Source organism: Rhodococcus sp. BP-332 (assembly GCF_019836065.1).
Lineage (GTDB): Bacteria > Actinomycetota > Actinomycetes > Mycobacteriales > Mycobacteriaceae > Rhodococcoides.
Map to the genome: position 1 here is coordinate 523,278 of NZ_JABUEC010000001.1, position 25,296 is coordinate 548,573.

Below are 25,296 nucleotides of genomic sequence, written 5' to 3' on the forward strand. Positions count from 1 at the left end.
TCTCCCGACGACATGTCCGGGAAAAGCCGCCACGGGGCACGTAGATGTCCCAATTGACGTGTGCGACAGGGGATGTTTACGTTGTTTGGATGACTGTGCGGATGTATTCGGTCGACGATGTCGCCGACATGCTGGGGCTGCACGTGCGCACCGTCCGCGGCTACGTGCGGTCCGGGCGCCTTCCCGCCGTCCGCATCGGCAAGCAGTACCGCATCTCCGGCGAGGACCTCGAGACGTTCACCGGGCAGGCCGCCTCCACACTGCGCACCGAGCATCGCGTCGAGGTCACCTCGATCGTCGACATCGACACCGTCGACCGCGAGACCGCGGATCGGCTGACCGCACTGCTCGCCAGAGCCACCGGGGACGCGCGACCCGACAGTGAACCGTTGCGCGTCAACACCGCCTACGACGCGCAACGCGACCGGCTCAAGGTAGTCGTCCTCGGCGCCCCGCGGGAGGTGTCACGGCTCCTGGACTACCTGGAGGGACTGCTCGCGGCGTGATCGGTGGACGACGTCGATCAACTACCGAAGAGCCCACCGGGCACAGGTGCCGGAACGGGAAGGGGGGTTGCCGGACCCTCGGACACCGTGCAGGACGTGTCGAGGTTGCTCGCAGCCGACGGGTCGGTACCGAAGATGTTGGCGCCGCACACCTGGGCGCCGAAGAACTTCGTGCCCGCGAACCGAGCATGCGAGAGATCAGCGTCTCGCAGGTAGGACACGGTGAAATCCGTGCCGCTCAGGCCCGTCCGCGTCAGATCTGCCTGATCGAGCATCGTGTCCGACAGTGCTGCATTCGTCAGGTCGGCGTTCGCCAGCGACGCGTGATGGAAGTCCGCGCGGCCGAAGGACGAGCCCGCGAGATTCGCACCCCGCAGATTCGCGCCGGTGAAGCGGCCGCCGAATCCGACCACGCCGGACAGGTCCGCTCCACTGAGGTTCGAGCCCGAGAAGTCGGCTCCCGACAGATTCAAGCCCGCGAGATCCGCGCCGCTCAGGTCCATACCGGTGCAGACCGTGCCGTCTGCCGGCGAGGTGATCACGCACCCTTTGATCTCGGTGGCACCGGCTGCGGCCGGTGACGCCACGGCCAGCGCCGCCGCTGCGACGACGACGGATCCGACACTCGCCCACGAGACGCGTGCGCTACCGAACATTCTGCTGACCATGTGAAGGACCCTCTCGCCGGATGCACTCCCCAGGAAACCGGGTGCAAACAATCTTTCGGTATGTATCCGACCGACAGTAGACACCAGAAGTTTGTGAGATGCAACCAGACGGGCGCCGAGACGCTGTGGGTCAGTTCGGCCGGCAGGCCGCCACGAACCGAGCGAATCCCCGGGCCGTCGCCACCGGATGGGTGTGCAGATACGACGCGTGCACCCGTCCGCCGGCGCCGACGGATCCCTCCTGCACGGTGCTGCCGTCGCGCCGCCAGGCCCACGCGGGTTCGAACGATCCCGCCCGGACGACGTGGGTGCGGTGGAATTCGTGGCCGGTGATGCGCTGGCCGACGTCGAACATCACCGACCCCGTCAGCGCCACCGCGTCTCGATAGCCGAGGGTGAGCCTCGACCCGAACTCGACGTCGAGGTCGAGCACTGCCGCCATGCGGTGCCCGTCCAGCGAGGTGGCCAGGTACAGGAGGCCCGCACACTCACCGTGCACCGGCCACCCGGCGTCGGCGAGAGCCCGGATGTCGTGCAGCAGTGGCTCGTTGGCGGCCAGCTCGGCGGCGTGGAGCTCGGGGAAGCCGCCGGGGACGACCAGGCCGGTGGCACCCTCGGGCAACCGGTCGTGGCGCGGATCGAACACCGCCACGTCCGCTCCCGCGGCACGCAGCACCTCCGGTTGCTCGGCGTAGCCGAACGTGAACGCCGGGCCACCGGCGACGGCGACCACCGGACGCGGACCCTCGATCCGCACCCCCACCGCAGCGTCCGGACTCCACGGCTCCGCCGTCGGAACCTGCGCCGTCGCCGCGATGCGAGCGAGAGCGTCGACGTCGACATGGCGCGACACCAGCTCGGTCATCGCCGCGACGGCGTCGACCGCGGCGGAGCCGTGCTCGGCTGCGGTCACCAGGCCGAGGTGACGCGACGGCACCTCGAGCGCGCCGGCGCGAGGCACCGACCCGATCACGGGAACGCCGACCCGGTCGCAGGCCTGTCGCAGCACCGCCTCGTGTCGCTCACTGCCGACCCGGTTCAGGATCACCCCGGCGACGCGGACCGAGGGGTCGTACGTCGAGAACCCGTGGACCAGCGCGCCGATGCTCTGGCTGTGCCCTCGCGAATCCACCACCAGGATCACCGGCGCACCGATCGCGGCGGCGACCGCGGCCGTGGACCCCTCCGCAGCGGGTCCGGTGGCGTGGGGGTCGATGCGACCGTCGAAGAGACCCATGACGCCCTCGACGACCGCGATGTCGCAACCGCTCGCACCCCAGCGCAGCGCGGGCACCATCGCGTCGCGGCCCGTCATGACGGCGTCGAGGTTGCGACCGGGCCGTCCTGCGGCGACGGCGTGGTACCCGGGATCGATGTAGTCCGGGCCGACCTTGAACGGAGCGACCCGCCTGCCGGCGGCGCGCAGTGCGCCCATGATGCCGGTGGCGATGGTGGTCTTTCCGCTGCCGGACGAGGGGGCCGCGATGACGACGGCGGGCAGATCGTTCACCATTCGATGCCGCGCTGACCCTTGCGACCCGCGTCCATGGGGTGCTTGATCTTCGACATCTCGGTGACCAGATCGGCGGCGTCGAGCAGCGCGGTGGGTGCGTTGCGGCCCGTGATGACGACGTGCTGGTTGCCGGGCCGGTCGGTGAGGGTGCGCACCACGTCGTCGACGTCGATCCACCCCCAGTGCAGCGGATAGGTGAACTCGTCGAGGACGTAGAAGCGGTGCCGTTCGTCCCGGATGCGCGCCGCGATCTCCGCCCACCCTTCGCGTGCGTCCTCGGCATGGTCGACCTCGTCGCCGCGCTTGCGCGACCAGGACCATCCCGAGCCCATCTTGTGCCACTCCACGGCGCCGCCGACGCCGGTCTCGTCGTGCAGATCACCGAGGGTGCGGAACACCGACTCCTCGCCGACCTTCCACTTGGCGCTCTTGACGAATTGGAAGACCGCGACGTCGAAGCCCTGGTTCCAGGCGCGCATCGCCATGCCGAACGCGGCGGTGGACTTCCCCTTTCCGGGGCCCGTGTGGACGGCGAGGATGGGGAGGTTGCGACGCTGCCTGGTGGTCAGGCCGTCGTCGGGAACGGTGCCGGGTGCCGGAACTCCCTGTGGCATGAACGATCTCCTCAGGCTGCGGCCCGGACGACGCCGGCCACGCTCGCCGACGACAGTTCGGGCAGTGAGATGTAGGTTCCGCGCAGGGCGGTCGCGAGGTCACGGGCGAGTCCGAGGCGAACCATGCCGGACTCGCAGTCGACGACCACGGAGGCCACCTTGTCCGCGGCCAGCAGTGCGGCGGCGTGACGGGCTCGTCCCACCGGATCGGGTCCACCGGTGGCTCGGCCGTCGGTCAGGGTGACGACGAGGGCACGACGCCCCGGCTCCCGGACCCGCTCACGTGCGACGACGTCGCGTGTCGTCAGGAAGCCCGAGGCGAGCGGCGTTCTGCCACCGGTGCGTACGTCGCGGAGTCGGGTGACGGCGACGTCCACCGACCGGGTCGGCGGGAGGATCACCTCCGCGTCGCTGCCCCGCACCGAGACGACGGCGACGCGGTCGCGGCGTCGGTAGGCGTCGCGCAGCAACGACACGACGGCACCGGTGACCGCCGACAGGCGGTCGCGCGCCGCCATCGAGCCGGAGGCGTCGACGACGAAGACGATCAGATTGCCTTCGCGCCCTTCGCGATCGACGCCGCGCAGGTCACCGCCCGCGATGGACAACCGGCCGGACTCGGCCGCTCCCCTGCGCTCCGCGGCACGCATCAGAGTGCCGACGAGATGGAGTGAGCCGCCAGTGAAGTCGGTCGCACGCACGACACGACCCGAGGACACCCGCGCGCGTGAGCGACGGCCGGGTGCGCCGTCGCCGACACCGTCGATCTGCAGGAGCCGGGCATCGAAGCCGTCCCCGGACGCGGCGGTTCCGGAGCTGCCACCGGTCGACGGCCGCGGAGACGGTTCGTCGGCCGACGGTGCATCGTCGGAGCTCGACTGTTCGGGAGCACCGTCCTCGGCAGCGGGATCGGGTGCGCCTCCGCCGTCGTCCGGGTCAGGATTGGGCTCCGGTTCCGAACGTCGCACGTCCTCGTCCGCCTGCGACATCGCGTCGTCCAGCTCGCCGTCCGCGAGTCCGGGAGCATCGAACGGATCGCGCCGACGCCGATGGGGCAACGCCAGTTCGACGGCGACGCGCACGTCGTCCTCGGTCACCGTGGTGCCGCCCCGCCACGCGGCGTGAGCGGTCGCGGTGCGCGCGACGACGAGGTCACCGCGCATCCCGTCGACGTCGAAGGCCGCACACACGGCCGCGATACGACGCAGTTCCGAGTCGGGCAGCTCGACGTCGGCGACACGGTCCCGCGCACCGGCGATGCGGGCCGCGATCTCCGCGTCGGCGTCGGCATGCGCCTCGGCGAACGCGACGGCGTCGCGTTCGTAGTCGAGTCGGCGACGGACGACCGTCATCCGCGTGTCGACATCGCGGGAGGCGGAGACGTCCACGGCGAGGCCGAAGCGATCGAGCAGCTGCGGGCGCAGCTCCCCCTCCTCGGGGTTCATGGTGCCGACGAGCACGAAGGTCGACGGGTAGGAGTGCGAGATGCCGTCCCGCTCCACGTGTACACGGCCCATGGCTGCCGCATCGAGCAGCAGATCGACGAGATGATCGTGAAGAAGATTGACCTCGTCGACGTACAGAAGGCCACGGTCCGCGGACGCGAGCAGGCCGGGGGTGAAGGCGCGTTCGCCGTCGCGGACTATGCGCTCGAAGTCGATGGACCCGACGACGCGGTCCTCGGTCGCACCGACGGGCAGTTCGACGAGCCGAGCGGGCCGGGTGCCCGCCGAGTCCGTGACGGGAGGCATCAGCGCCGTCAGCGCACGCACGGCGGTCGATTTCGCCGTGCCCTTCTCACCGCGTACGAGCACGCCGCCGATGCCGGGGTGAACGGCACAGAGTGAGAGCGCCAACAGCAGTCGGTCCTGACCGACGATGGCAGAGAACGGATATCCGGGATTCACGCGTGTGGTCCTGTTCGACCTCGGTGACCGCGCCGAGGAGTCGAGACGATGCTGCGCGTGGTCTCCTCACGCAGCAGTGACACGAACGCTCGGCGATCTGGCTCCGTGATCCGACCTCCTGAAGGAGGCCGGACCACGTCACAGTGGCGGGACCGCGCCCGAGTCACACGGGCTTCTCCGAGACGTTCGTCGGTTGTTCAGTGTCGGTGCAGGCGAGTCAGTTCTTGTCGCCTTCGCTCCAGGGACTGCCGCCGCCGCGCCGCATGGGCGTGTGCGGGATGCCGTCCTCGAGGACTTCCTGGCCGTCCGGGTAGAAGCCGTGCTTTGCGTACATCTCCACCAGGTAGCTCTGCGCGTTGATGCGGCACGGGGACGACCCGACCTCCGCGAGCGCAGCCCGCAGCAGACGCGTGGTGTGGCCCTGCCCGCGCGAGGAGCGGTGCGTGCACAGGCGCCCGATGCGGAACGATTTCTCGCCGTCGTCGTGCTCCTCGAGGAGACGCAGTGTGCAGACCACGCTGCCGTCGCGCTCGAGCCAGAAGTGGCGGGTGTCGGAGAGCAGGTCCTTACCGTCGAGCTCGGGGTAGGCGCAGGCCTGCTCCACCACGAACACCTCCACGCGCAGCTTGAGCAGCTCGTAGAGGGTCTCGTTCGACAGGTCGAGTGCCCAGGATCGCTTGAGTGTTGCAGTCGCCGTCGTCATGTGATGGTGGTATCACACAGTTCCGGAGTGCGCGACCTGCCGGCCGGTGGCCGAGGTCGTGTCGAGCTGCAGCACTCGCGTGGTGTGCGACCAGATCTCGTCGAACAGACGCGGGTTCTCGGCCAGCTTGGTGCCCAGGGACGGAACCATGTCCTTGAGGGTCGGCTCCCACGAGCTGTACCTGTCGGAGAAGCAGCGCTTCAGCACGTCCAGCATCGCCGGCACGGCGGTGGACGCGCCGGGTGACGCCCCGAGCAGGCCCGCGATGGTGCCGTCGCCCGCGTTGATCACGGCGGTGCCGAACTCGAGCACGCCGCCGCGACCCTTGCGACGGATCACCTGGACTCGCTGTCCGGCGGTGACCAGCTCGAAGTCCTTGCCTTGAGCGGACGGCATGAACTCCCGCAGCGTCTCCACGCGGTCGGTCTCGGACTGCAGCAGCTCGGTGACGAGGTACTTGGTGAGGGCCATCTCGGTGACACCGACACCGAGCATCGAGAACAGGTTGTTCGGCTTGACCGAGTTGACGAGATCGGTCATCTTGCCCTGCTTGAGGAACTTGGGCGACCAGCCGGCGTACGGCCCGAACAGGAGCCCGGGCTTGCCACCGATGACGCGGGTGTCGAGGTGCGGCACCGACATCGGGGGCGCACCGACCGAGGCCTTGCCGTACACCTTGGCGGAGTGCTGCTCGACGAGCTCGGGAGTGGTGCACCGCAGCCACTCACCGCTGACGGGGAAACCGCCGAAGCCCTTGGCCTCCGCGATGCCCGACTTCTGCAGGAGGTGCAGGGCGCCGCCGCCCGCGCCGACGAAGACGAACTTGGTGACGATCTTGCGCGTGACGCCGGTCCGCCCGTTGTAGACCTTGACGGTCCAGGTGCCGTCGGAGTTCTTGGACAGGTCGCGGACCTCGTGCCCGAAGTTGACCGACGCGCCCTCCACCGCGAGGTGGTTGAGGAGCTGCTTGGTCAGTGCGCCGAAGTCGACGTCCGTGCCGCCGTCGGACCAGTTGAGCGCGATCGGATCACTGAAGTCGCGCCCCTTCGCCATCAGCGGGAGGCGACGGGCGAACTCGGTCTCGTCGTCGATGTACTCCAAACCGGGGAACAGCGGGTTGCCCGAGAGCGCGTCGTACCGCGCACGCAGATACTTCACGTTGTCCTCGCCGTGCACGAAGCTGACGTGCGGGATGGGGTTGATGAAGTTCTTGGGGTCGGCGAGCACGCCGGCCTCCAGCGCGTGCGACCACCACTGCCGCGAGACCTGGAACTGCTCGTTGACGTTCAGCGCCTTGCTGATGTCGACGGAGCCGTCCTTGCCCTGCGGGGTGTAGTTGAGCTCGCAGAGGGCGGAGTGGCCCGTACCGGCGTTGTTCCACGGGTCGCTGCTCTCCGCGGCCGCGGCGTCGAGACGCTCGAAGACGGAGATGGACCAGGTGGGCTCGACCTGACGGAGGAGCGTGCCCAGCGTGGCACTCATGATGCCCGCGCCGATCAGGACGACGTCGGTCCTCTCCACCTTCGATCCCGACTTGGTGCCGGACTGACTGTTCTGATCGTGTTCGCCCACTGCTGGATCGACTTCCTTCGTCCATCGGCACTCCCGACAGGGAGTGCGGTGCGGATGCTGCTGTCCGCGGCGCCGTGCCGCGTCACCGCGACAGTCACCGTCTCTGTACCCGATTGTGCCCCTCGCCACCCCTGCGAAGCGGCCATTACTGTGTGAGTGTGACTACATGGGCGCCCGATGTACTCGGTGACGATTACGAGCAACTGACCATACCGCTCGGCTCCGACCCGGACGGCGAGGGCGAGGTGCGGGCCACTCTCGTGCGCCTGACGCGGTCCGTGACGGGTTCCGCGACGCCGAAGGGCGCAGTCCTCTACGTACACGGTTTCACCGACTACTTCTTCCAGCGCCATCTGGCCGAGCACTTCGCCGATCTGGGACACGCGTTCTACGCACTCGATCTGCGCAAGTGCGGACGCTCCATCGGCGAGGGGCAGTCGCCGCACTTCGTGTCCGACCTGGCGCTGTACGACGAGGAACTCGACCGGGCGCTGGCGATCGTGCGCGAGGAGACGGGCGCCGAGGTCCTGATGGCGGCGCACTCGACGGGCGGCCTCATCGTCCCGCTGTGGCTCGATCGTCTCGAACGCACCCGAGGGGGTGCCGCTGCCGCCGGCATCTCCGGTCTGGTGCTGAACAGTCCGTGGTTCGACCTCCAGGGCCCGCCTCTGGTGCGCAGCGTCGGAACCGTCGCGATCGGTGTCCTGGGCCGCGTCGCTCCCCTGCGCGCGCTGCCGGGTCAGGGTCTGGACACCTACGGCCTCTCCATCAGCTCGGGTGGCAACGGCGAGTGGGACTACGACCTGTCGTGGAAACCGTTGGCAGGCTTCCCCATCAAGCTCGGCTGGATCCGCGCGGTCCGTCGCGGCCACGCGGAACTGCACCGGGGACTCGACATCGGCGTGCCGTCCCTCATCCTCCGATCCAAGGTCACGCGCTTCTCCAAGACGTACGTGCCGGACGTCGACGCCGCGGACGCCGTTCTCGACGTCCGACAGATCGCGCGGTGGGCGGGATGCCTGGGCAACCGCACGACGATCGTCCCGATCGAGGGCGCCCGCCACGACGTCTTCCTCTCCACACCCGAGCCGCTGGAACGCGCCTTCGCCGAGATGGACGACTGGCTGCGGCACCGCGGCAGCGGGTTGTCCGACGCGCCCTCGGGCGGCGACCACGCAGAACTGGCGACCGGATCGTGAGCGCCACGGCGGACACCGGGTCCGATGTCCAGCATTTCGACCTCGCGATCATCGGAACCGGTTCCGGCAACTCGATTCTCGACGAGCGCTTCGACGGGTTGACAGTCGCGATGTTCGAGGAGTCCATCTTCGGCGGCACCTGCATCAACGTGGGATGCATCCCGACGAAGATGTTCGTCTACGCGGCGGAGGTGGCCCGCGCTGTCACCACTGCGTCGAAGTACGGCATCGACGCCCACATCGACAAGGTGCGGTGGACCGACATCGTGGACCGCGTCTTCGGCCGGATCGACCCCATCGCGGACGGCGGGGAGAAGTACCGCCGCGAAGGTTCGCCCAACGTGACGCTGTTCAGCAGCCACGCGCGCTTCGTCGGACCGCGCCGTATCGACACCGGTGACGGCCGTGTCGTCACCGCCGACAAGGTCGTCGTCGCGAGCGGCTCGCGTGCCACCGTCCCGGATTTCATCCGCGACAGCGGCGTCACGTTCCACACCAACGACGACATCATGCGGCTGCCGTCCCTTCCGGAGCGGCTGATCGTGCTCGGGTCGGGCTACATCGCCGCCGAGTTCGCGCACGTGTTCTCGGCCCTCGGCTCGCACGTGACGGTCCTGGCACGCAAGGAGCGCCTCCTCCGCAAGTCGGATCTCGAGATCTCGCAGCAGTTCACCACGCTCGCGCAGGACAAGTGGGACGTCCGGCTCTCGGTCGATGCCACCGGTGTCCGTCAGGACGGCGACGACGTCGTGGTGTCCCTGTCGGACGGCACCGAGGTACGCGGGGACGCGCTGCTGGTGGCGATCGGTCGCGCTCCCAACGCCGATCAGCTCGGCGCCGACGAGGCGGGCATCGACCTGCACGACGACGGCCGCATCGCGGTCGACGAGTTCGGCCGCACGTCGGCCGAGGGCGTCTTCGCACTCGGCGACGTCTCGTCGCCGTACCAGCTCAAGCACGTCGCCAATGCCGAGGCGCGTGTGGTGCAGGAGAACGTCCTGAAGCCGTCGTGGGACGACACGACGGGGTGGAAGCGCTTCGATCACCGCTACGTCCCCTCCGCGGTGTTCACCGATCCGATGATCGCCGAGGTGGGGCTCACCGAGCAGGAGGCTCGTGACCAGGGATACGACATCGCGGTCAAGGTCCAGAAGTACGCCGACGTCGCGTACGGCTGGGCGATGGAGGACGACGAGGGTCTCTGCAAGGTGATCGCCGACCGCGCGACCGGCCGTCTGCTGGGCGCGCACATCATCGGTGAGCAGGCGCCGACCGTGATCCAACCGCTGATCCAGGCCCTCACGTTCGGGCAGTCCGTCCGCGACGTCGCACGGGGCCAGTACTGGATCCACCCGGCACTGCCCGAGGTGGTCGAGAACGCGCTCCTCGGACTCGATCTCGACTGAATCGGACGCGCTCGCGCCACGCTGATTCCGTGTCGGTGGTGTCGGTTACTGTCTGTTCAGGTCGTCGGGGGGCGGCCTGATCGGGGCATCACCGGGGGGTGAATTCGTGTACGACGCACCAGTTTCCGTCGATGTGTTGGTGTCGGCGAAGGTCGACGCCCAGGCCTCGTTCGCCCGGACCGTGTCGGCGTCGTGTGCGTACGTGCAGGAGTCGTCGCGTCGGCCGGCGGTGCTCGGTCCGGGTGGGGTGTTCGACGCCGAGGCTGCTGAGACCTGTGCGGTGGCGGAGGTCGCGGCGGCGTTGTCGGTGTCGACGCGCACGGTGACCGAGTGGCTGTTCCTGACCCGCACCGCGCATCCTGCGGTGGCGGAGGCGTTCGATGCGGGCCGGTTGTCGTATGCGGCGTTCCGGACGGTGTGCCGATCCCTTGCCGGGGTTCCGAACGCCACCGAGGCACTGCTGCAGCGGGTGATCGCTGCCGCGTCGAGGTGCACTCCGGGTGCGGTCGCCGCGGCGGTCGATCGGATTCTCGCGGAGTTCGACGCGGAGTGGCACCGCATCGCTCGGGAGCGCGCGACGACGGAACGGTACGTCTCGGTCAGGAAGCTGGCGCGAGGTCAAGCCGAGCTGAAAGTTCGTGGCCCCGCAGAGCAGATCGCCGGGATGAAGCGGGCCATCGTCGAGGCGGCCCGAGGGGTGACCGATCCGAGTTCGCTGCCGGCGCGGTTGTTCGACGCTGCGCACGCGATCATCACCGGCACACCTCTGCCGTGCGACTGCGTTGACGAGAGTTGCGCCCACGCGCCGTCGCCGGCCGCACCGGCCCATCATGCCGTCATCGTCCTCGACGCCGCCACGGCGGCGGGGTTGGCAGGGGAACCCGGTCACCTCGTCGGCTGGGGTCCGGTTCCTGCGGACACTGCACGGAGGATCGCCGGGGATGCGACGTGGCAAGCACTCATCACCGCAACCGGCGGAACTGAACCGCGAGCGGGATGCAGCTGCCTATGCCCGGAGCACGACCCACCCACCGTCCCCGACCCGCCTGTGCCGATCACGGGTCGGGAAGTCCGCCGCACCCGCCGCATGCCCGCAGGCTGGACACCGACCACGGGGAAGCTGGGCAGCACGACAGCCCGCAAAGCCAGGGAGCAGGTCGAGTATCTCCGCGCGCTCCCACCAACGGCATTGGACCGCGCCGTAGCCGACCCCGCCGGCCACGGTGGCTTCGCCGTACCCCCGGCCGGCGCGTTGACCTACCGGCCGTCCGAGGCGGTCGCAGCGCTGGTGACAGCCCTGTATCCGGCGTGCGTGCACCCAGGCTGCGCTGTGCCCAGCGAGGAGTGCGACCTCGACCACGTCGTCCCGTTCGACCACACCGACCCCCGGAGAGGCGGATGGACGGTCGCCGCCAACCTTCAACCCCTGTGCCGCCGGCATCACGGGTTGAAGACACGGGGGCAGTGGCATTACCGGAAGCTTCACAACGGCATCGTCCACATCCGCGACTCGCAGGGGAACGACTACCTCACCGCGCCCGGCGAATGATCACCAGGCGCTGGTGCGCATCACGATCTCGGTGGCCAGTGCTGCGGCCGCGGCGTCCGGGGTCGACGAGTCGAGCGTGACGACGCGGTAGTCGCCGTAGACGTAGCGGCTCGTCGCGGACGCCTCCTCCGCGAAGGTCGGGTCCACGACCACCATCGTCGTACGCAATTCGACTGCCGGGCAACCGGAGTCGTCACGAACAGCCGGGTGACCTCGGTCGATGACGACCAGGCTCGACACGCGCCCGAACGTGCGGGCGGCGAGCGACCAGGCGCGGTCGGCGCCCTCTCCCCTGCCGACCAGATTGACCCACGGCAACCCGAGAGCATCGAGCAGCGCCACGAGATCGGTGTCGTTCGGACTCACGCCGGGCTCGAGCGTGACGGTGCGCAGATCCGATGTCGTCAGCCGCGCCGCCGTGTCGTCGAAGACGTCTGCGCCGTCGTGGTCGGCCGGGAGCAACAGCACCGCGTGGCCACTGTCCGGCCCGTCGAGTCGCACGATCAGATCGCCGGAGGGCAGGGAGACGGTCTGCTGCTGCATGGGACCCGACGCTACCCGACCGGGTCCGATCGGAGCCCTTGCCACGACGGAGCCCGAGGTTGTACGGTCCATTACATGACTAATGAACCAGCGAGGCGGCGACGCCGCCAGGGCCAGTGGTCGAGGTGATGGACGACGGCCGGCCGATCTTCCTGCAGATCGCCGAGATGATCGAGAACTCGATCATCGACGGCTCACTCACCGAGGAGAGCCAGGTTCCCTCGACGAACGAGCTGGCAGCCTTCCACCGCATCAACCCCGCCACCGCGGGCAAGGGCCTGAACCATCTGGTCACGGCCGGGATTCTCTACAAGAAGAGAGGAATCGGAATGTTCGTCACCTCAGGCGCGCGAGATGCGCTCCGCTTCCGGCGGCGCGAGGGCTTCGCCGAGCAGTACGTCCGACCGCTCGTGGCCGAGGCACGCAAGCTCGGGCTCGGCCCCGTCGAACTCCAGGACATGATCGACGCCCAATCGCGGGCGTCGACCGTCGATTCCGTGATCTCGGAGGCACAGGGATGACCGCGACGGTGGCGTCCGTGCGCGGTGTCGCCAAGACCTTCGGCGATGTCGCCGCACTCGAGAACGTGACCTTCGAGTTGCAGGAGCATCGCATCCACGGACTGCTGGGACGCAACGGCGCCGGAAAGACGACGATGATGCAGATTCTCACCGGTCAGACGTGGCAGGACGACGGCGATGTCACGGTGTTCGGGGCCCGGCCGTTCGAGAACGCGACCGTGCTCCGCGACGTCTGCTTCGTCAAGGAGAGCCAGAAGTACCCGGACGACTTCACGGTCGGCCAGGTCCTCTCGTCCGCTGCGACGCTGATGCGTGACTGGGACGAGGACTTCGCTCGCCGGCTGACCGAGGACTTCGACCTCCCCCGCAAGCGCAGAGTGAAGAAGCTCTCGCGCGGCATGACCTCGACGCTCGGCATTGTCGTGGGACTCGCGTCCCGCGCTCCGTTGACGTTGTTCGACGAGCCGTATCTCGGTCTCGACGCGGTGGCCCGAGAGATGTTCTACGACCACCTGCTCGCGGACTTCGCGGAACACCCGCGCACTGTCGTGCTGTCCACCCATCTCATCGACGAGGTCAGCGAGCTCGTCGACCGCGTCGTCGTCATCAGTGACGGCACCGTCGTGGTCGACGACGATGCGGAGAATCTTCGCGGACGCGCGGTCACCATCGGTGGGTCCACCGACGCCGTCGAGCGACTCGTCGCGGATCGCGCAGTGCTGCATCGTGAGTCATTCGGATCGATGGCCCGCACCACCGTCGTGGGCCCGCTCACCGAGGCAGACCTCGACCGGGTCGCTGCAGACGGGCTCGCCGTCGAACCCGTGTCGTTGCAACAGTTCGTCGTCCACTGCACCTCGCGCGGACGAGCCACGCTGCCCGCCGTGTCCGACACCCGAGAGGACGTCCCGTCATGACCACCGCGCTCGACACCCCCGCCGCCCCCGCTCGCGATCGCATCGTCTCCGTGATGCGCGTCCACACCCACTACCGGACGCTCGCCTTCGCGTGGCCGCTCGGCATCCTGGCCGTCATCGTCGGTATCACCTGGGCCGTTCTCTCCCTGGTCCCCGATGGCAGCATGTCGATCAAGACCGGCGGGGCGACCTTCGTCTTCATCTTCGGCCTGACTCTGTTCGCTCAGATCCTCACGCAGGTGTTTCCCTTCACTCTCGGGCTGGGCGTGACACGGAGAGAGTTCTTCGCCGCCACCGTCGCGGTCGCCGTCGTTCATGCCCTGATATTCGGGATCGGCCTGTTCGCACTCTCCCTGGTGGAGTCGGCGACCGACGGCTTCGGTGTGCGCATGCAGACGTTCTCTCTGGCAACACCTCTCGCGGGCAGTGCCGCCATCGAACTGTTCTTCCTCATCGCGGCGTTCCTGATGTGCAACCTCATCGGCATGCTGGCCGGCGCGATCTACGTGCGGTGGCGGGTGACAGGCATCTGGACGGCTGTGCTGGCCGAAGCTGTTCTGATCGGCGCCGTGATCTTCGTCGTAACCTGGCAGGGGTGGTGGGGCGCGGTCATCGAGACCGTCGCCGACGCACCGCGGCTGCTGACCATGGTGCTGCTGCCACTCCTCGTCGCGTCCGCGGCCGGTCTGGGAACACGCGTCATTCTGCGGCGGACGACTGCGTGACGCGCAGTTCGGGCAGGGCGGGAGCGCCCTCGGCGACGAGCGTGAGAAGCGCATCGATGTCGAAGGAGCTCTCCATGAGGTCGGCCAACAGATCCACCTGAGCGGTGCGCATCGCGTCGACATCGGTGTCCGGGGCCACCACGAAACCCGTGCGGCCGGCCTGCTCCGCCACCTCCATGAGGAAGGCACGACGGAAGTCGTCGTTCTCCAGCAGGCCGTGCCAGTGAGTGCCACGTACCCGTCCACGGATGCTGCCCTCGGGTGCGCTGTCGGTGCCCGTGAACCAGGGCTCGTCGCCGCTTCGGGTCACCCGGCCGTGGTGGATCTCGTAGCCGGTCACGGGGACCGCGCCCGCATGCCCGCTGACCCGGGAGAGCACCTTGTCCGCCGCGAATTCGATCTCGAGGTCCAGGAGGCCGAGCCCCTGCACCTGCCCGGCACCCGACTCCACGGCGTCGGTGATCGTTCTCCCCAGCATCTGGTAACCGCCGCAGATCCCGAGGACCGGAGCACCGCGAGCCACGCGCCGCGCCAGCTCGTCCGCGATACCGGCGCGACGAAGCCAGTCCAGGTCCTGGACCGTGGCCTTGGAGCCGGGGAGCACCACCAGATCGGCATCTGCCAGTCGGGAGGCCTCGGTCGCCCAGTGCACCGTCACCCCCGGTTCGCACGCCAGGGCCTCGACGTCGGTGGAGTTCGAGATGCGCGGTAACCGCACGGCGGCGACGCGGAGCCACTGCGATCCGATCGGAGGAGCGGGCCGGCCCAGCGGTGCGTCGGCCACGGTCCCGAGGGAGTCCTCGGCGTCGAGCCACAACTCGTCGCTGAACGGAACGATGCCCAACGTCGGCCGTCCCGTGAGAGTCTCGAGGGTGTCGAGTCCCGGTTGCAGCAGCGCGGGATCGCCGCGGAACTTGTTCACGACGAACCCCGCGACGAGGGCCTGGTCCGCCGCGTCGAGCACGGCCAGAGTGCCGAAGAAGTGGGCCAGCACTCCCCCGCGATCGATGTCGCCCACGACGATCACGGGAAGGCTCGCAGCGCGCGCCAGTCCCATGTTCGCCAGATCGGTGGCCCGCAGGTTGATCTCGGCGGGTGAGCCGGCGCCCTCGCAGATCACCACGTCGAAGTCGGCCCGCAGAGCGTCGAGCTCCTCCGCCACGACCGAGCGCAGATGTTGTCGGTGCGTCATGTAGTCGGCGGCGCCCACGGTGCCGGTGGCACGACCGCGAACAACCAGTTGCGAAGTCCTGTCCCCGCCCGGCTTCAGCAGTATCGGATTGAACCGCACGCTGGGCTCGAGACCGCATGCCCGGGCCTGCAGTGCCTGCGCACGACCGATCTCCCCGCCGTCCAACGTGACGACGGAGTTGTTGGACATGTTCTGCGCCTTGAACGGCGCCACCCTCACACCGCGTCGAGCGAGGAGGCGGCACAACCCCGCCACGACGACACTCTTGCCCGCGTCCGAGGTGGTTCCCGCGACCAGAATGGCGCCGCGAAGGGTCAAGGGAGGGTGAGGATCTCGGCGCCCGTCTCCGTGACGACGAGAGTGTGCTCGAACTGGGCGGTCCAGGATCGGTCCCGCGTGACGACGGTCCAGCCGTCGTTCCACTGGTCCCAGTCGATGCCGCCGAGGGTGATCATCGGCTCGATGGTGAAGACCATCCCGGGCTCCAGCACCGTCTCGACGGTGGGCTCGTCGTAGTGCAGCACCACCAGGCCGTTGTGGAAGGTGGTGCCGATGCCGTGGCCGGTGAAGTCCCGGACGACGCCGTACCCGAAACGATCGGCGTAGGCCTCGATGACCCGTCCGACGACGTTCAGAGCGCGACCCGGCTTGACCGCCTTGATCGCTCGCATGGTGGCCTCGTGGGTGCGCTCCACGAGCAGGCGCGCTTCCTCGGAGACGTCCCCGGCGAGGAAGGTGGCGTTCGTGTCACCATGCACCCCGTCGATGTACGCCGTGACGTCGATGTTGACGATGTCGCCGTCCTGCACGACCGTCGAATCGGGGATGCCGTGGCAGATGACCTCGTTGAGCGAGGTGCAGCAGGACTTCGGAAATCCCTTGTAGCCCAACGTCGACGGGTACGCGCCGTGGTCGACCATGTACTCGTGGGCGATACGGTCGAGTCGGTCCGTCGTGACGCCCGGCTCGACGGCCTTTCCGGCCTCCTGCAGTGCCTGCGCGGCGATGCGGCTCGCCAGACGCATCTTCTCGATGGTCTCCGGGGTCTGCACCCACGGCTCGTGGCCTTCGCGCGCAGTCTTCTTCCACGCGTACTCGGGACGCTCGACGGACTTGGGAACATCGAGAACGGGTGAGACGGTGCCGGGTTCGAGAACGGTGCGGACGGACATGGCACCAGCGTAGTCGCCGCCGGTCGCGGTCAGTATCCGGCGGGCAACGCGGTGATCATGTCCCGCGTCACGGCGACGGCATTGTCCGAGCTGCCACCGCGCACGACCAGGGTCGCGAACGCGAGATCACCGCGGTATCCGACGAACCAGGCATGGGATCCGCCCTCGACCTCGGCCTCACCCGTCTTGCCGTACACCTCGCCCTGGTCGGCGATCCGGTCCGCGGTGCCGCTCGTGACCACCGAGCGCATCATCCCGCGGAGTCCGTCGACCATGGCCGGCTCGATCTGCGGGTGGTCACCGTCGATCGTGGTCTCCTCCCCCTGGATCAGCCGGGGAACGGGCGTCGATCCGTGTGCGACGGTCGCGGCGGCGAGAGCCATGCCGAACGTCGACACCAGCACCTTTCCCTGTCCGAACCCGTCCTCGGTGCGCTGCACCAATTCCTCTGCGGGCGGGACGGATCCCGACTCGGTGGGCAGACCCACGACGCCGTAGTCGGGCCCGACGCCGAACATGGCCGCCGCGTCGGTGAGAGCACTCGAGGACATCTCACTGGCGAGCTTCGCGAACGAGGTGTTGCACGAGCGCGTGAAGGCCGTGTTCATCGAGACGTCCCCGAGGGAGAACTCGTTGTAGTTGGGCACGCTGCGCTCGCCGATGACGATGCGGCCCGGGCACGGCACGGTGGTCTCGGGCGTCGCGAGTCCCTCCTCGATCGCCGCACCCGCCGTGATGATCTTGAAGGTGGAGCCCGGTGGGTAGAGGCCGGTCGAGGCCACGGGACCGTCCCGATCCGCCGCCGGGTTCTGCGCCACCGCGAGGATGTCGCCTGTCGACGGCTGGATCACCACCATCATCGCCTGGTCCCGTGACACGTTCACGGCGTTCTGTGCGGCCACCTGCACCGGACGGTCGAGGCTGATACTGATCGACGGAACCGGCTGCGGCGCCGTCTCGGTCAACACACCGATGTCGGCGCCGTTGGTATTGACCGCTACGACGCTCCAGCCCGCGGCACCGTCGACGCGATCCATCACGGTCTTCTTCACCTGGCTCACCAGGTCGGGGGCGAACGTGCGATCGGTGGAGACCAGGTCGGACTGCTCCGTCACCGACACCCCGGACAATGCGAGCAGACCGGGGGCGACGGCGTCGTAGTCCTCGTCCCGGAGGGTCATCAGGCGGTACGGGCCCTGCGTCGCGGTCGCCGACTCCACGATGGACTGCGCCGTGATCGACGCGTCGAAGGGCTTCAGGATGCGTTCGAGGGTGCGCGCCGTGCCCACCACGTCGGTCGACTCGGCGGCGTCGAAGGACACCCCCTGGACCACCCCGGGCACCAGGACGTCCGACCCCGCGTGCTCGTTGACCCGCGCGCGCGGCGCCGACGTGGACCGCAGCACCATCGACTGGGTGTCCCCGAGCTTGGGGTGCAGATCGGTCGAGTTCCACCGGACCACCCAGGCCCCGTCGCGTCGGCCCATCTGCAGGGCCCCGTCGTAGGTCCAGGTGCGGTCCTTCGGAAGGTGCCACGTGTAGGTGTAGTCGACGGTCGCGGTGTCGCCGTTCACGCTCACCGCGCCGGTCGCCGCGTCGAGCGACTCGGCCTGCAGGCCGTCCCACGCCTGATCGACGGCGGCGGTCGCGAGGTCCGGCCGATCCGTGGCCTGCGCCGCGGCGGCACTGTCACGCTCGGCCAGCGCGGAGACGAACGAATCGGCCGCGGACTCGGGGCCCTGCGGTTTCGGGGTGCACGCCGAGGCCGCCACCGCGGTGATCGCCGCGACGAGCACGATCAGGACGCGGGTGGCACGGCCGTGTTCACGAGAGGTCATCGATCCTCATCGTAGGGCGACGGGACGCCCGCGGCCCTCACCCTGACAGCGTGTCAGTCGAGCAGAACTGTGGAGAAGGTGGCGACGCGCTCGAACCCGACACGCTCGTAGGCACGGCGGGCGGGCACGTTGAAGCTGTTGACGTACAGGCTGGCCGTGCGGCCGCTGTCGACCACCGCGGCCGCCACGGATGCGGTTCCCGCGGTGCCGAGCCCGCGCCCGCGGTAGAGCGGGTGCACCCACACGCCCTGGATCTGACCGACCGAGGTGGACAGCGATCCGACCTCGGCCTTGAAGACGACGCGGCCCTCCTCGAACCTCGCCCAGGCGCGACCCGCCGCGATCAACGAGGCGATGCGCCGCCGATAGCCGCGTCCGCCGTCGCCCGCGCGCGGATCGACGCCCACCTCCTCGATGAACATCGCCACGGCAGCGGTGAGGTACACGTCCAGCTCGTCGACGGTGACGCGTCGGACGTAGGGGTCCACGGCGGTGGGCGCGCTCGTCAACGCCAGCAGTGGCTGCTCGGCACGCACCTCACGCGGGGTCCCCCAGTCCGCGGCGAGCATGTCCCACAACGGCAGCGTCAGTTCGGCTCGCCCCACCAGCGATGAGCAGACGCGGGGAGAGCGCAACGCGCGCTCGGCGAAACTCCGGAGATCGTCGTAGGTACCGAACAACGGCACGAGATTGGCTCCCGAGAAACACAGGGACGATGCCGGACCTCCGCGTGACCACAGTTCACCGTGGTTGTCGCGGGGCTCCACGCCCGATTCCTCGACACGTGCCAGCACCATGCACGATGCGACGGGATCACTGCGCAGCACACGGACGACCTCGTTCGTGTCGCGGCTCGTCAGCGCCTTAGCGCCGAGCAGCTTGAGCATCCCGCCACCTCCGTGACCGCCGATCCACACCGAGCACACCCGTTGTCATGGTGACACTGCCAGGAAATGTCGCCGCAGACGAGGAGAATCAGCTGACCGACACGACGGGCGATCCGCCGGCGGCTTCCTGGTCGGACTCGTACGACTCGGCGATACGCATCGCCTCCTCGATCAGGGTCTCCACGATCATCGCCTCGGGCACGGTCTTGATGACCTCGCCCTTGACGAAGATCTGTCCCTTGCCGTTTCCGGACGCCACACCGAGATCGGCGTCGCGCGCCTCACCGGGACCGTTGACGACGCAACCCATGACGGCGACGCGGAGCGGGATCTCCATGCCCTCGAGTCCGGCCGTCACCTGGTCGGCGAGGGTGTAGACGTCGACCTGTGCGCGTCCGCAGGACGGGCAGGAGACGATCTCGAGCTTGCGGGGACGGAGGTTGAGGGACTGCAGGATCTGCGTCCCCACCTTGATCTCCTCGTTGGGCGGCGCGGACAGCGAGACGCGGATCGTGTCGCCGATGCCGTCGGCCAGCAGCGACCCGAAGGCGACGGCGGACTTGATGGTGCCCTGGAACGCCGGCCCGGCCTCGGTCACGCCGAGGTGCAGCGGGTAGTCGCACTTGGCGGCGAGCTGACGGTAGGCCTCGACCATGACGACCGGGTCGTTGTGCTTGACCGAGATCTTGATGTCGCCGAAACCGTGTTCCTCGAAGAGGCCGGCCTCCCACAGCGCCGACTCCACCAGCGCCTCAGGCGTGGCCTTGCCGTACTTCTGCATCAGGCGCGGATCGAGGGATCCTGCGTTGACTCCGATACGGATGGGGATGCCCGCGTCACCGGCCGCCTTCGCGACCTCCTTGACGCGGCCGTCGAACTCCTTGATGTTGCCGGGGTTCACGCGCACGGCGGCGCACCCGGCATCGATGGCCGCGAAGATGTACCGCGGCTGGAAGTGGATGTCCGCGATGACAGGGATCTGCGACTTGCGCGCAATGGTCGCCAGGGCGTCCGCATCCTCCTGACGCGGGCACGCGACGCGGACGATGTCGCATCCCGCGGCGGTGAGTTCGGCGATCTGCTGCAGGGTGGAGTTGATGTCGTGAGTCTTGGTGGTGCACATCGACTGCACCGAGATCGGCGAGTCGCTGCCGACACCGACGCTGCCCACCTGAAGCTGACGAGTCTTCCGTCGCGGTGTGAGCACCGGTACGGGTCCGGCCGGCATGCCCAGTCCAACGGTCACTTCGATCCTTTCGAGCTTCTGACGGCATCTGGTGCCGACTGACTCTCCCCACTGTAGTCGCGCCGGGAGGACCGCCGTGTGTTCGCGCCGTCACGCCGGACCTGCGCTTCTAGCGGAAGATCTGAATGGGGTTCACGATGTCGGCGGTGAGGGTCAGGAGCATGAACGCGCCGCCGATGAGAATGACGACGTACGTCACCGGCATCAGCTTGAGGTAGTTCACGGGCGCACCCTTGCCCAGCCCCCGCAGCGAGCGGATCTTGTTCCGGATGCCCTCGTAGACGGTCACCGCGATGTGACCGCCGTCGAGCGGGAGCAACGGGAGCAGGTTGAAGGCACCGAGGAAGAAGTTGAGGGTCGCCAACAGCGTGACGAAGACCTCCCACAGGCCGCGTTCCGCCGCCTGACCGCCGATGACGCTGGCACCGACCACGCTGATGGGAGTGTTCGGATCCCGCTCACCACCGGTGATCGACGTCCACAGTGCCCCCACCTTGCTGGGGAGATCGACGATGGCCTGCACCGTCTGCCCCGCGATGAACACCGTGTAGGAGGCCGATCCGCCGATGGCGGACACCGCGTCGTAGTCGAGGGTGAGTGGGGTGCGGGCGACGCCGATGGCGCCGACCGTGCGCAGCTCCGTGGCGTCGGGTGCGCCGTTCTCGACGGCGAAGAGACGGTCCGTCTCCTGCACGTCGACGGGCACGGTGAGGGTCTCACCGGCCCGCTCGACCGTGACGGACACCGATCCACGCTCGTCCTGGATCACCGCGACGACGTCGCCGAACGTGGGCGTCGACTCACCGTTCACGGCGGTGATGACGTCACCGTCCCGGATGCCCGCGGCACCCGCGGGACCGGGACCCGAGCAGGGCGCCATGTCGCCCTCGACGTTCTGCGGGGCCACGCACTGGGTCCCCGCCACGGTGGCCGTCGTGTCGCGATTGGGCAGACCCCAGCCGAGGGCGAGGGTGTACACCAGCACGAACGCCAGCACGAAGTTCATCGCGATCCCGCCGAACATCACGGCGAGGCGCTTCCAGGTCTTCTGCTTGTACATCGCGCGCTCGACCTCGTCGGGAGCGAGCTCGTCCACCGCCGTCATGCCCGCGATGTCGCAGAAGCCACCGGCCGGGATCGCCTTGAGTCCGTACTCGGTCTCGCCGCGACGCCAGGAGAAGATCTTGGGCCCGAACCCGATGTAGTAGCGGCGCACCTTCATGCCGGTGGCCTTGGCCACCCACATGTGCCCGCACTCGTGGAGCGCGATCGAGATGCCGATGCAGATCGCGAAGGCGATCACACCGAGAACGAACACCATCTTCTCGTTCAGCCTTTCGATCGTGCGGCGGCGAGTGTGCGGGCGGTGCCCCGAGCCCACGTGTCCGCTGCGAGAACGTCGTCCACCGTAGACGGTTCCGCGGACCAGTCGCCGCGTCCGGCGTCGACCACGTCGGACACGACGTCCACGATCTGCGGGAACGACAGGCGCCCGTCGAGGAACGCCTCGGCGGCGATCTCGTTCGCCGCGTTGTAGACCGCCGTCATGCAGCCGCCCAGCGCGCCGGCGGTGCGCGCGAGCTCGACCGCGGGGAACACCTCGTCGTCGAGTGGTTCGAAGTCCCACGTGTGGGCTCGGGTGAAGTCCAGGGCCGTCGCGGCGCCGGCGATGCGATCAGGCCATCCGAGTGCCAGCGCGATCGGCAGCTTCATGTCCGGCGGGCTGGCCTGAGCGAGCGTCGATCCGTCGGTGAACGTGACCATCGAGTGGACGATGGACTGCGGATGCACGGTGACGTCGATGCGGTCGTACGGGATGCCGAACAGCAGATGCGCCTCGATCACCTCGAGGCCCTTGTTCACCAGGGTGGCCGAGTTCAACGTGTTCATCGGACCCATCGACCAGGTGGGGTGCTTGCCGGCCTGCTCCGGAGTCACGGACTCGAGTCCCTCGCGATCCCAGCCGCGGAACGGCCCACCGGACGCCGTGACCACCAGTCGGGCCACCTCGTCGGCGCGACCGCCGCGCAGGCACTGGGCGAGAGCCGAGTGCTCGGAGTCGACGGGAACGATCTGGCCCGGAGCCGCCGCGGACGTGACCAGCGAGCCGCCCGCCACGAGAGACTCCTTGTTCGCCAACGCCAGTCGAGCTCCCGATTCCAGCGCAGCGAGCGTCGGCGGCAGACCGAGAGACCCGACGAGCGCGTTGAGGACCACGTCGGCCTGCACCTCGCGGACCAACGACGTCGCCGCGTCGGCCCCCGAGCGCAGCCCCGGCGTGTCCACGGTCCGCGCAGCGTCGACGTCGGCCACCGCCACGTCGCGGACACCGGTCTCGGCGATCTGTCGACGCAGCAGATCGACGTTGCCTCCGCCGGCGGCCAGCCCGACCACGGTGAAACGGTCCGGTCGAGCCGCCATCACCTCGAGCGCCTGGGTGCCGATGGACCCCGTACTGCCGAGCACCAGCACCCGCACGGGTCCGTCGGTCCCACGTGCCTTCTGTTCCGTCACCTGGACAGTGTGGACGACCTCACTGAGAGCACGGTGAGCGGGCAACTGCGGCTCACCGTGTGAGGATGGACGGCGTGCCCCTGCTCCCGTCCGCCGATCCGGACTCGTACTTCTCGACGCCCCTCACCTACGCCGAGATCGGAGGGACCGCGCACGAGTCGATGCCGGCGGGTTACCACCACGTCGACGTGGAGAAGCGCATCGGGACCGGCCTCGAACTCTTCGAGCGGGCCGGACGCCGCATCGTCGAGTGGGACATGCATCGTGGCGCCGGGCTGCGGGTGCGGTCGAGCGCGGCGTCGGCGACCGTCGACACCGTGGTGGTCCTGCTGCTGGGTCCGGTCCGCATCCCGTGCCGGGTCGTCGAGGTGATCGACGAACCGCACCACCGGGGCTTCGCGTACGGCACGCTGCCGGGTCACCCCGAGTCGGGTGAGGAGCGCTTCACCGTCCGACACGATCCGGTCACCGACGCCGTGACCGCCCACATCCGCGCCTTCTCGCGGCCCGGCAACAGGGTCGTCGCACTGGGCGGGCCCCTCAACAGGGCGACCCAGCGCATCGCGACCGGTCGCTACATCGCGGCCCTCACCGCCTGACACGTCGTGGCGACTGCCCCTACGACGGCCGGTCGTACAGCGCGCTAGGATTCAGCCCACCAGGGACCACCTGCATCACAGACTTTCAGGAGGATCGGCCGTGACCGACATCAGCCGCAACCAGGCTTCGGACGTCGAGCGCGTTCCCACGACCAAGGTCAGCACCGCCGAGGTGCCGTCCGCGGAGTGGGGGTGGAGCGGCGAAGGCCCCCGTACCTCGCGCATCGCGGGCTGGGTCACCGTCGCGATCCTGCTGGTCATGATCATCGGTAACCACACGGGCCGGGTCGAGGACATCTGGCTCGTCGGCTTCGCCGTGGCCATCGCAGGCCTGCTGGTCCGCGACATCCTGCTCCGCCGCAAGCCGCGCCGCTCCTGACGGCTCAGTTCTCGGCGGCCAGCTGCCCGCAGGCCGCCGCGATCTCCTGACCCCGCGTGTCACGCACGGTGCACGAGACTCCGTGCGCACGGACGCGTCGCACGAATTCCTGCTCCACCGGCTTCGGACTGGCGTCCCACTCGCTGCCGGGTGTCGGATTCAGCGGGATCAGGTTCACGTGGACCAGCGCCCCCAGGGCGCGCTTGAGCTTCTTGGCCAGCATGTCCGCTCGCCACGGCTGATCGTTGATGTCGCGGATCAGCGCGTACTCGATCGAGACCCGTCGCCCCGTGGTGTCGGCGTAGTAGCGCGCCGCGTCGAGGACCTCGGCGATGGGCCAGCGGTTGTTGACGGGGACGAGCGTGTCGCGCAGTTCGTCGTCCGGGCAGTGCAGCGACACGGCCAGCGTCACCGTCAGACCCTCGTCGGCCAGCTTGCGGATCGCGGGCGCGAGCCCGACGGTGGACACCGTCACCGAGCGCTGTGACAGGCCGAGGCCCTCCGGCGCGGGCGAGACGATCCGTTTGACCGCCGCGACGACGCGCTTGTAGTTCGCGAGCGGCTCCCCCATCCCCATGAAGACGACGTTGGACAGTCGCCCCTCGCCGCCCTCGACCGCACCGTCGCGGAGATCCGCCGCAGCGCTCCGCACCTGGTCGACGATCTCGGCCGTGGAGAGGTTGCGTTGCAGGCCGGCCTGGCCGGTGGCGCAGAACGGGCAGGCCATGCCACACCCGGCCTGGCTCGAGATGCACAGCGTCGCGCGATCCGGGTACCGCATGAGAACCGACTCGAGCAGTGTGCCGTCGGCGGCCTTCCACAGCGTCTTGCGCGTGTCCCCGCCGTCGCAGGCGATGTGCTTGACGGGCGTGAGCAACGTCGGGAACAGCGCGTCCCCGACCTTCTCGCGGACCGACGCCGGAAGATCGGTCATCTTCGCCGGGTCCGCCTCCAGCCGGGAGTAGTACTGCCGCGCCAGCTGGTCGGCGCGGAACGCCGGCAGGCCCAGCTCGGCGACGGCCGCTCGACGCTGGTCCGCGTCGAGGTCGGCGAGGTGCTTCGCGGGCATGCCGCGACGGGGAGCGTCGAACACGAGAGGGAGAGCGATGGGTGCCATAGTGAGCAC

24 protein-coding genes and 1 riboswitch are annotated in these 25,296 nt (G+C 68.8%); of the genes, 9 read left to right on the forward strand and 15 right to left on the reverse strand.

Annotated elements, in window-relative coordinates; all coding sequences use genetic code 11:
• Positions 1-89: 89 nt before the first annotated feature.
• Complete coding sequence (locus HQ314_RS02420) at positions 90-506, forward strand: helix-turn-helix domain-containing protein (protein ID WP_027505065.1); 417 nt, start codon at positions 90-92, stop codon at positions 504-506.
• Between the two features lie 17 nt (positions 507-523).
• On the opposite strand, the gene HQ314_RS02425 is transcribed toward HQ314_RS02420, so the two are convergent.
• From HQ314_RS02425 to mqo, 6 genes are all read right to left on the reverse strand, one after another.
• Complete coding sequence (locus HQ314_RS02425) at positions 524-1,174, reverse strand: pentapeptide repeat-containing protein (RefSeq protein WP_222649197.1); 651 nt, start codon at positions 1,172-1,174, stop codon at positions 524-526.
• Between the two features lie 130 nt (positions 1,175-1,304).
• Complete coding sequence (locus tag HQ314_RS02430; RefSeq protein ID WP_222649198.1) at positions 1,305-2,687, reverse strand: cobyrinate a,c-diamide synthase; 1,383 nt, start codon at positions 2,685-2,687, stop codon at positions 1,305-1,307.
• Positions 2,681-3,301 carry a cob(I)yrinic acid a,c-diamide adenosyltransferase gene (gene cobO / locus HQ314_RS02435; protein WP_027505063.1) on the reverse strand — a complete coding sequence of 207 codons (621 nt, stop codon included), beginning with the start codon at positions 3,299-3,301 and terminating at the stop codon, positions 2,681-2,683. The genes HQ314_RS02430 and cobO overlap by 7 nt, the downstream gene beginning before the upstream one ends.
• Positions 3,302-3,312: 11 nt before the next feature.
• The gene (locus HQ314_RS02440) at positions 3,313-5,208 is read right to left on the reverse strand and encodes a VWA domain-containing protein (RefSeq protein WP_222649199.1); all 1,896 of its coding nucleotides are present in this window, start codon (positions 5,206-5,208) and stop codon (positions 3,313-3,315) included.
• 94 nt (positions 5,209-5,302) lie between these two features.
• A riboswitch (cobalamin riboswitch) is annotated at positions 5,303-5,386 on the reverse strand.
• A gap of 39 nt (positions 5,387-5,425) precedes the next feature.
• Positions 5,426-5,911 carry a GNAT family N-acetyltransferase gene (locus tag HQ314_RS02445; protein WP_027505061.1) on the reverse strand — a complete coding sequence of 162 codons (486 nt, stop codon included), beginning with the start codon at positions 5,909-5,911 and terminating at the stop codon, positions 5,426-5,428.
• Between the two features lie 12 nt (positions 5,912-5,923).
• Entirely contained in the window at positions 5,924-7,483 is a 1,560-nt protein-coding gene (gene mqo, locus HQ314_RS02450; RefSeq protein WP_222649200.1) for a malate dehydrogenase (quinone), read from the reverse strand.
• Positions 7,484-7,641: 158 nt separating this feature from the next.
• Between mqo and HQ314_RS02455 the strand changes: the two genes are divergently transcribed.
• The 3 genes from HQ314_RS02455 to HQ314_RS02465 all read left to right on the forward strand — a co-directional run bounded on the left by HQ314_RS02455 (position 7,642) and on the right by HQ314_RS02465 (position 11,637).
• Positions 7,642-8,682, forward strand: a complete 1,041-nt coding sequence (locus tag HQ314_RS02455; RefSeq protein ID WP_027505059.1) for an alpha/beta hydrolase — start codon at positions 7,642-7,644, stop codon at positions 8,680-8,682.
• Positions 8,679-10,088, forward strand: a complete 1,410-nt coding sequence (gene mtr / locus HQ314_RS02460) for a mycothione reductase (protein ID WP_056445014.1) — start codon at positions 8,679-8,681, stop codon at positions 10,086-10,088. The genes HQ314_RS02455 and mtr overlap by 4 nt, the downstream gene beginning before the upstream one ends.
• A gap of 106 nt (positions 10,089-10,194) precedes the next feature.
• Entirely contained in the window at positions 10,195-11,637 is a 1,443-nt protein-coding gene (locus HQ314_RS02465) for an HNH endonuclease signature motif containing protein (RefSeq protein WP_222649201.1), read from the forward strand.
• On the opposite strand, the gene HQ314_RS02470 is transcribed toward HQ314_RS02465, so the two are convergent.
• Positions 11,638-12,180 (reverse strand): alpha/beta hydrolase, encoded by a 543-nt coding sequence (locus HQ314_RS02470; protein ID WP_222649202.1) that lies wholly within the window; start codon positions 12,178-12,180, stop codon positions 11,638-11,640.
• A 125-nt stretch (positions 12,181-12,305) separates the two neighbouring features.
• Between HQ314_RS02470 and HQ314_RS02475 the strand changes: the two genes are divergently transcribed.
• Genes HQ314_RS02475 through HQ314_RS02485 form a run of 3 tightly spaced genes read left to right on the forward strand, consistent with a single transcriptional unit; the run spans position 12,306 to position 14,343 of the window.
• Positions 12,306-12,701, forward strand: a complete 396-nt coding sequence (locus tag HQ314_RS02475; protein WP_222630812.1) for a GntR family transcriptional regulator — start codon at positions 12,306-12,308, stop codon at positions 12,699-12,701.
• Complete coding sequence (locus HQ314_RS02480; protein WP_222649203.1) at positions 12,698-13,618, forward strand: ABC transporter ATP-binding protein; 921 nt, start codon at positions 12,698-12,700, stop codon at positions 13,616-13,618. Before HQ314_RS02475 ends, HQ314_RS02480 begins: the two co-directional genes overlap by 4 nt.
• A complete protein-coding gene (locus HQ314_RS02485; protein WP_222637699.1) occupies positions 13,615-14,343 on the forward strand; it encodes an ABC transporter permease in 729 nt (242 codons plus the stop codon). The genes HQ314_RS02480 and HQ314_RS02485 overlap by 4 nt, the downstream gene beginning before the upstream one ends.
• Here the strand turns inward: HQ314_RS02485 and HQ314_RS02490 are convergent.
• The 7 genes from HQ314_RS02490 to dxr all read right to left on the reverse strand — a co-directional run bounded on the left by HQ314_RS02490 (position 14,318) and on the right by dxr (position 23,150).
• Positions 14,318-15,853, reverse strand: a complete 1,536-nt coding sequence (locus tag HQ314_RS02490) for a cobyric acid synthase (RefSeq protein ID WP_222649204.1) — start codon at positions 15,851-15,853, stop codon at positions 14,318-14,320. The genes HQ314_RS02485 and HQ314_RS02490 overlap by 26 nt on opposite strands.
• Positions 15,850-16,707, reverse strand: coding sequence for a type I methionyl aminopeptidase (gene map, locus HQ314_RS02495; protein WP_056445029.1), 858 nt, complete (start codon positions 16,705-16,707; stop codon positions 15,850-15,852). The genes HQ314_RS02490 and map overlap by 4 nt, the downstream gene beginning before the upstream one ends.
• Before the next feature lie 29 nt (positions 16,708-16,736).
• Positions 16,737-18,545: a penicillin-binding transpeptidase domain-containing protein gene (locus HQ314_RS02500; protein ID WP_222649205.1), complete on the reverse strand. Its 1,809-nt coding sequence runs from the start codon at positions 18,543-18,545 to the stop codon at positions 16,737-16,739.
• Positions 18,546-18,598: 53 nt separating this feature from the next.
• Positions 18,599-19,432: a GNAT family N-acetyltransferase gene (locus tag HQ314_RS02505; protein ID WP_027505050.1), complete on the reverse strand. Its 834-nt coding sequence runs from the start codon at positions 19,430-19,432 to the stop codon at positions 18,599-18,601.
• Between the two features lie 88 nt (positions 19,433-19,520).
• A complete protein-coding gene (gene ispG, locus HQ314_RS02510; protein ID WP_204870455.1) occupies positions 19,521-20,684 on the reverse strand; it encodes a flavodoxin-dependent (E)-4-hydroxy-3-methylbut-2-enyl-diphosphate synthase in 1,164 nt (387 codons plus the stop codon).
• A gap of 103 nt (positions 20,685-20,787) precedes the next feature.
• On the reverse strand, positions 20,788-21,999 hold the full coding sequence (locus HQ314_RS02515; RefSeq protein ID WP_027505048.1) for an RIP metalloprotease: 1,212 nt from the start codon (positions 21,997-21,999) through the stop codon (positions 20,788-20,790).
• Between the two features lie 8 nt (positions 22,000-22,007).
• The gene (gene dxr, locus HQ314_RS02520) at positions 22,008-23,150 is read right to left on the reverse strand and encodes a 1-deoxy-D-xylulose-5-phosphate reductoisomerase (RefSeq protein WP_027505047.1); all 1,143 of its coding nucleotides are present in this window, start codon (positions 23,148-23,150) and stop codon (positions 22,008-22,010) included.
• Positions 23,151-23,257: 107 nt separating this feature from the next.
• Here dxr and HQ314_RS02525 point away from each other — a divergent pair, with 107 nt between their 5' ends.
• Both HQ314_RS02525 and HQ314_RS02530 read left to right on the forward strand, forming a co-directional pair.
• The gene (locus HQ314_RS02525) at positions 23,258-23,791 is read left to right on the forward strand and encodes a DUF1990 family protein (protein ID WP_056445038.1); all 534 of its coding nucleotides are present in this window, start codon (positions 23,258-23,260) and stop codon (positions 23,789-23,791) included.
• Positions 23,792-23,891: 100 nt separating this feature from the next.
• On the forward strand, positions 23,892-24,170 hold the full coding sequence (locus HQ314_RS02530; protein WP_037185298.1) for a DUF2631 domain-containing protein: 279 nt from the start codon (positions 23,892-23,894) through the stop codon (positions 24,168-24,170).
• A gap of 4 nt (positions 24,171-24,174) precedes the next feature.
• Here the strand turns inward: HQ314_RS02530 and rlmN are convergent, their stop codons facing one another.
• On the reverse strand, positions 24,175-25,287 hold the full coding sequence (gene rlmN, locus HQ314_RS02535; protein WP_027505044.1) for a 23S rRNA (adenine(2503)-C(2))-methyltransferase RlmN: 1,113 nt from the start codon (positions 25,285-25,287) through the stop codon (positions 24,175-24,177).
• Between the last annotated feature and the right edge of the window lie 9 nt (positions 25,288-25,296).

Coding starts and splice junctions, on each gene's coding strand:
- rlmN (WP_027505044.1), bottom strand. CDS start 25,287: ATGGCACCCATCGCTCTCCCTCTCGTGTTCGACGCTCCCCGTCGCGGC.
- HQ314_RS02430 (WP_222649198.1), bottom strand. CDS start 2,687: ATGGTGAACGATCTGCCCGCCGTCGTCATCGCGGCCCCCTCGTCCGGC.
- HQ314_RS02525 (WP_056445038.1), top strand. CDS start 23,258: ATGGACGGCGTGCCCCTGCTCCCGTCCGCCGATCCGGACTCGTACTTC.
- HQ314_RS02470 (WP_222649202.1), bottom strand. CDS start 12,180: ATGCAGCAGCAGACCGTCTCCCTGCCCTCCGGCGATCTGATCGTGCGA.
- map (WP_056445029.1), bottom strand. CDS start 16,707: ATGTCCGTCCGCACCGTTCTCGAACCCGGCACCGTCTCACCCGTTCTC.
- HQ314_RS02500 (WP_222649205.1), bottom strand. CDS start 18,545: ATGACCTCTCGTGAACACGGCCGTGCCACCCGCGTCCTGATCGTGCTC.
- HQ314_RS02515 (WP_027505048.1), bottom strand. CDS start 21,999: ATGGTGTTCGTTCTCGGTGTGATCGCCTTCGCGATCTGCATCGGCATC.
- HQ314_RS02505 (WP_027505050.1), bottom strand. CDS start 19,432: ATGCTCAAGCTGCTCGGCGCTAAGGCGCTGACGAGCCGCGACACGAAC.
- HQ314_RS02420 (WP_027505065.1), top strand. CDS start 90: ATGACTGTGCGGATGTATTCGGTCGACGATGTCGCCGACATGCTGGGG.
- HQ314_RS02485 (WP_222637699.1), top strand. CDS start 13,615: ATGACCACCGCGCTCGACACCCCCGCCGCCCCCGCTCGCGATCGCATC.
- cobO (WP_027505063.1), bottom strand. CDS start 3,301: ATGCCACAGGGAGTTCCGGCACCCGGCACCGTTCCCGACGACGGCCTG.
- HQ314_RS02480 (WP_222649203.1), top strand. CDS start 12,698: ATGACCGCGACGGTGGCGTCCGTGCGCGGTGTCGCCAAGACCTTCGGC.
- HQ314_RS02425 (WP_222649197.1), bottom strand. CDS start 1,174: ATGGTCAGCAGAATGTTCGGTAGCGCACGCGTCTCGTGGGCGAGTGTC.
- HQ314_RS02445 (WP_027505061.1), bottom strand. CDS start 5,911: ATGACGACGGCGACTGCAACACTCAAGCGATCCTGGGCACTCGACCTG.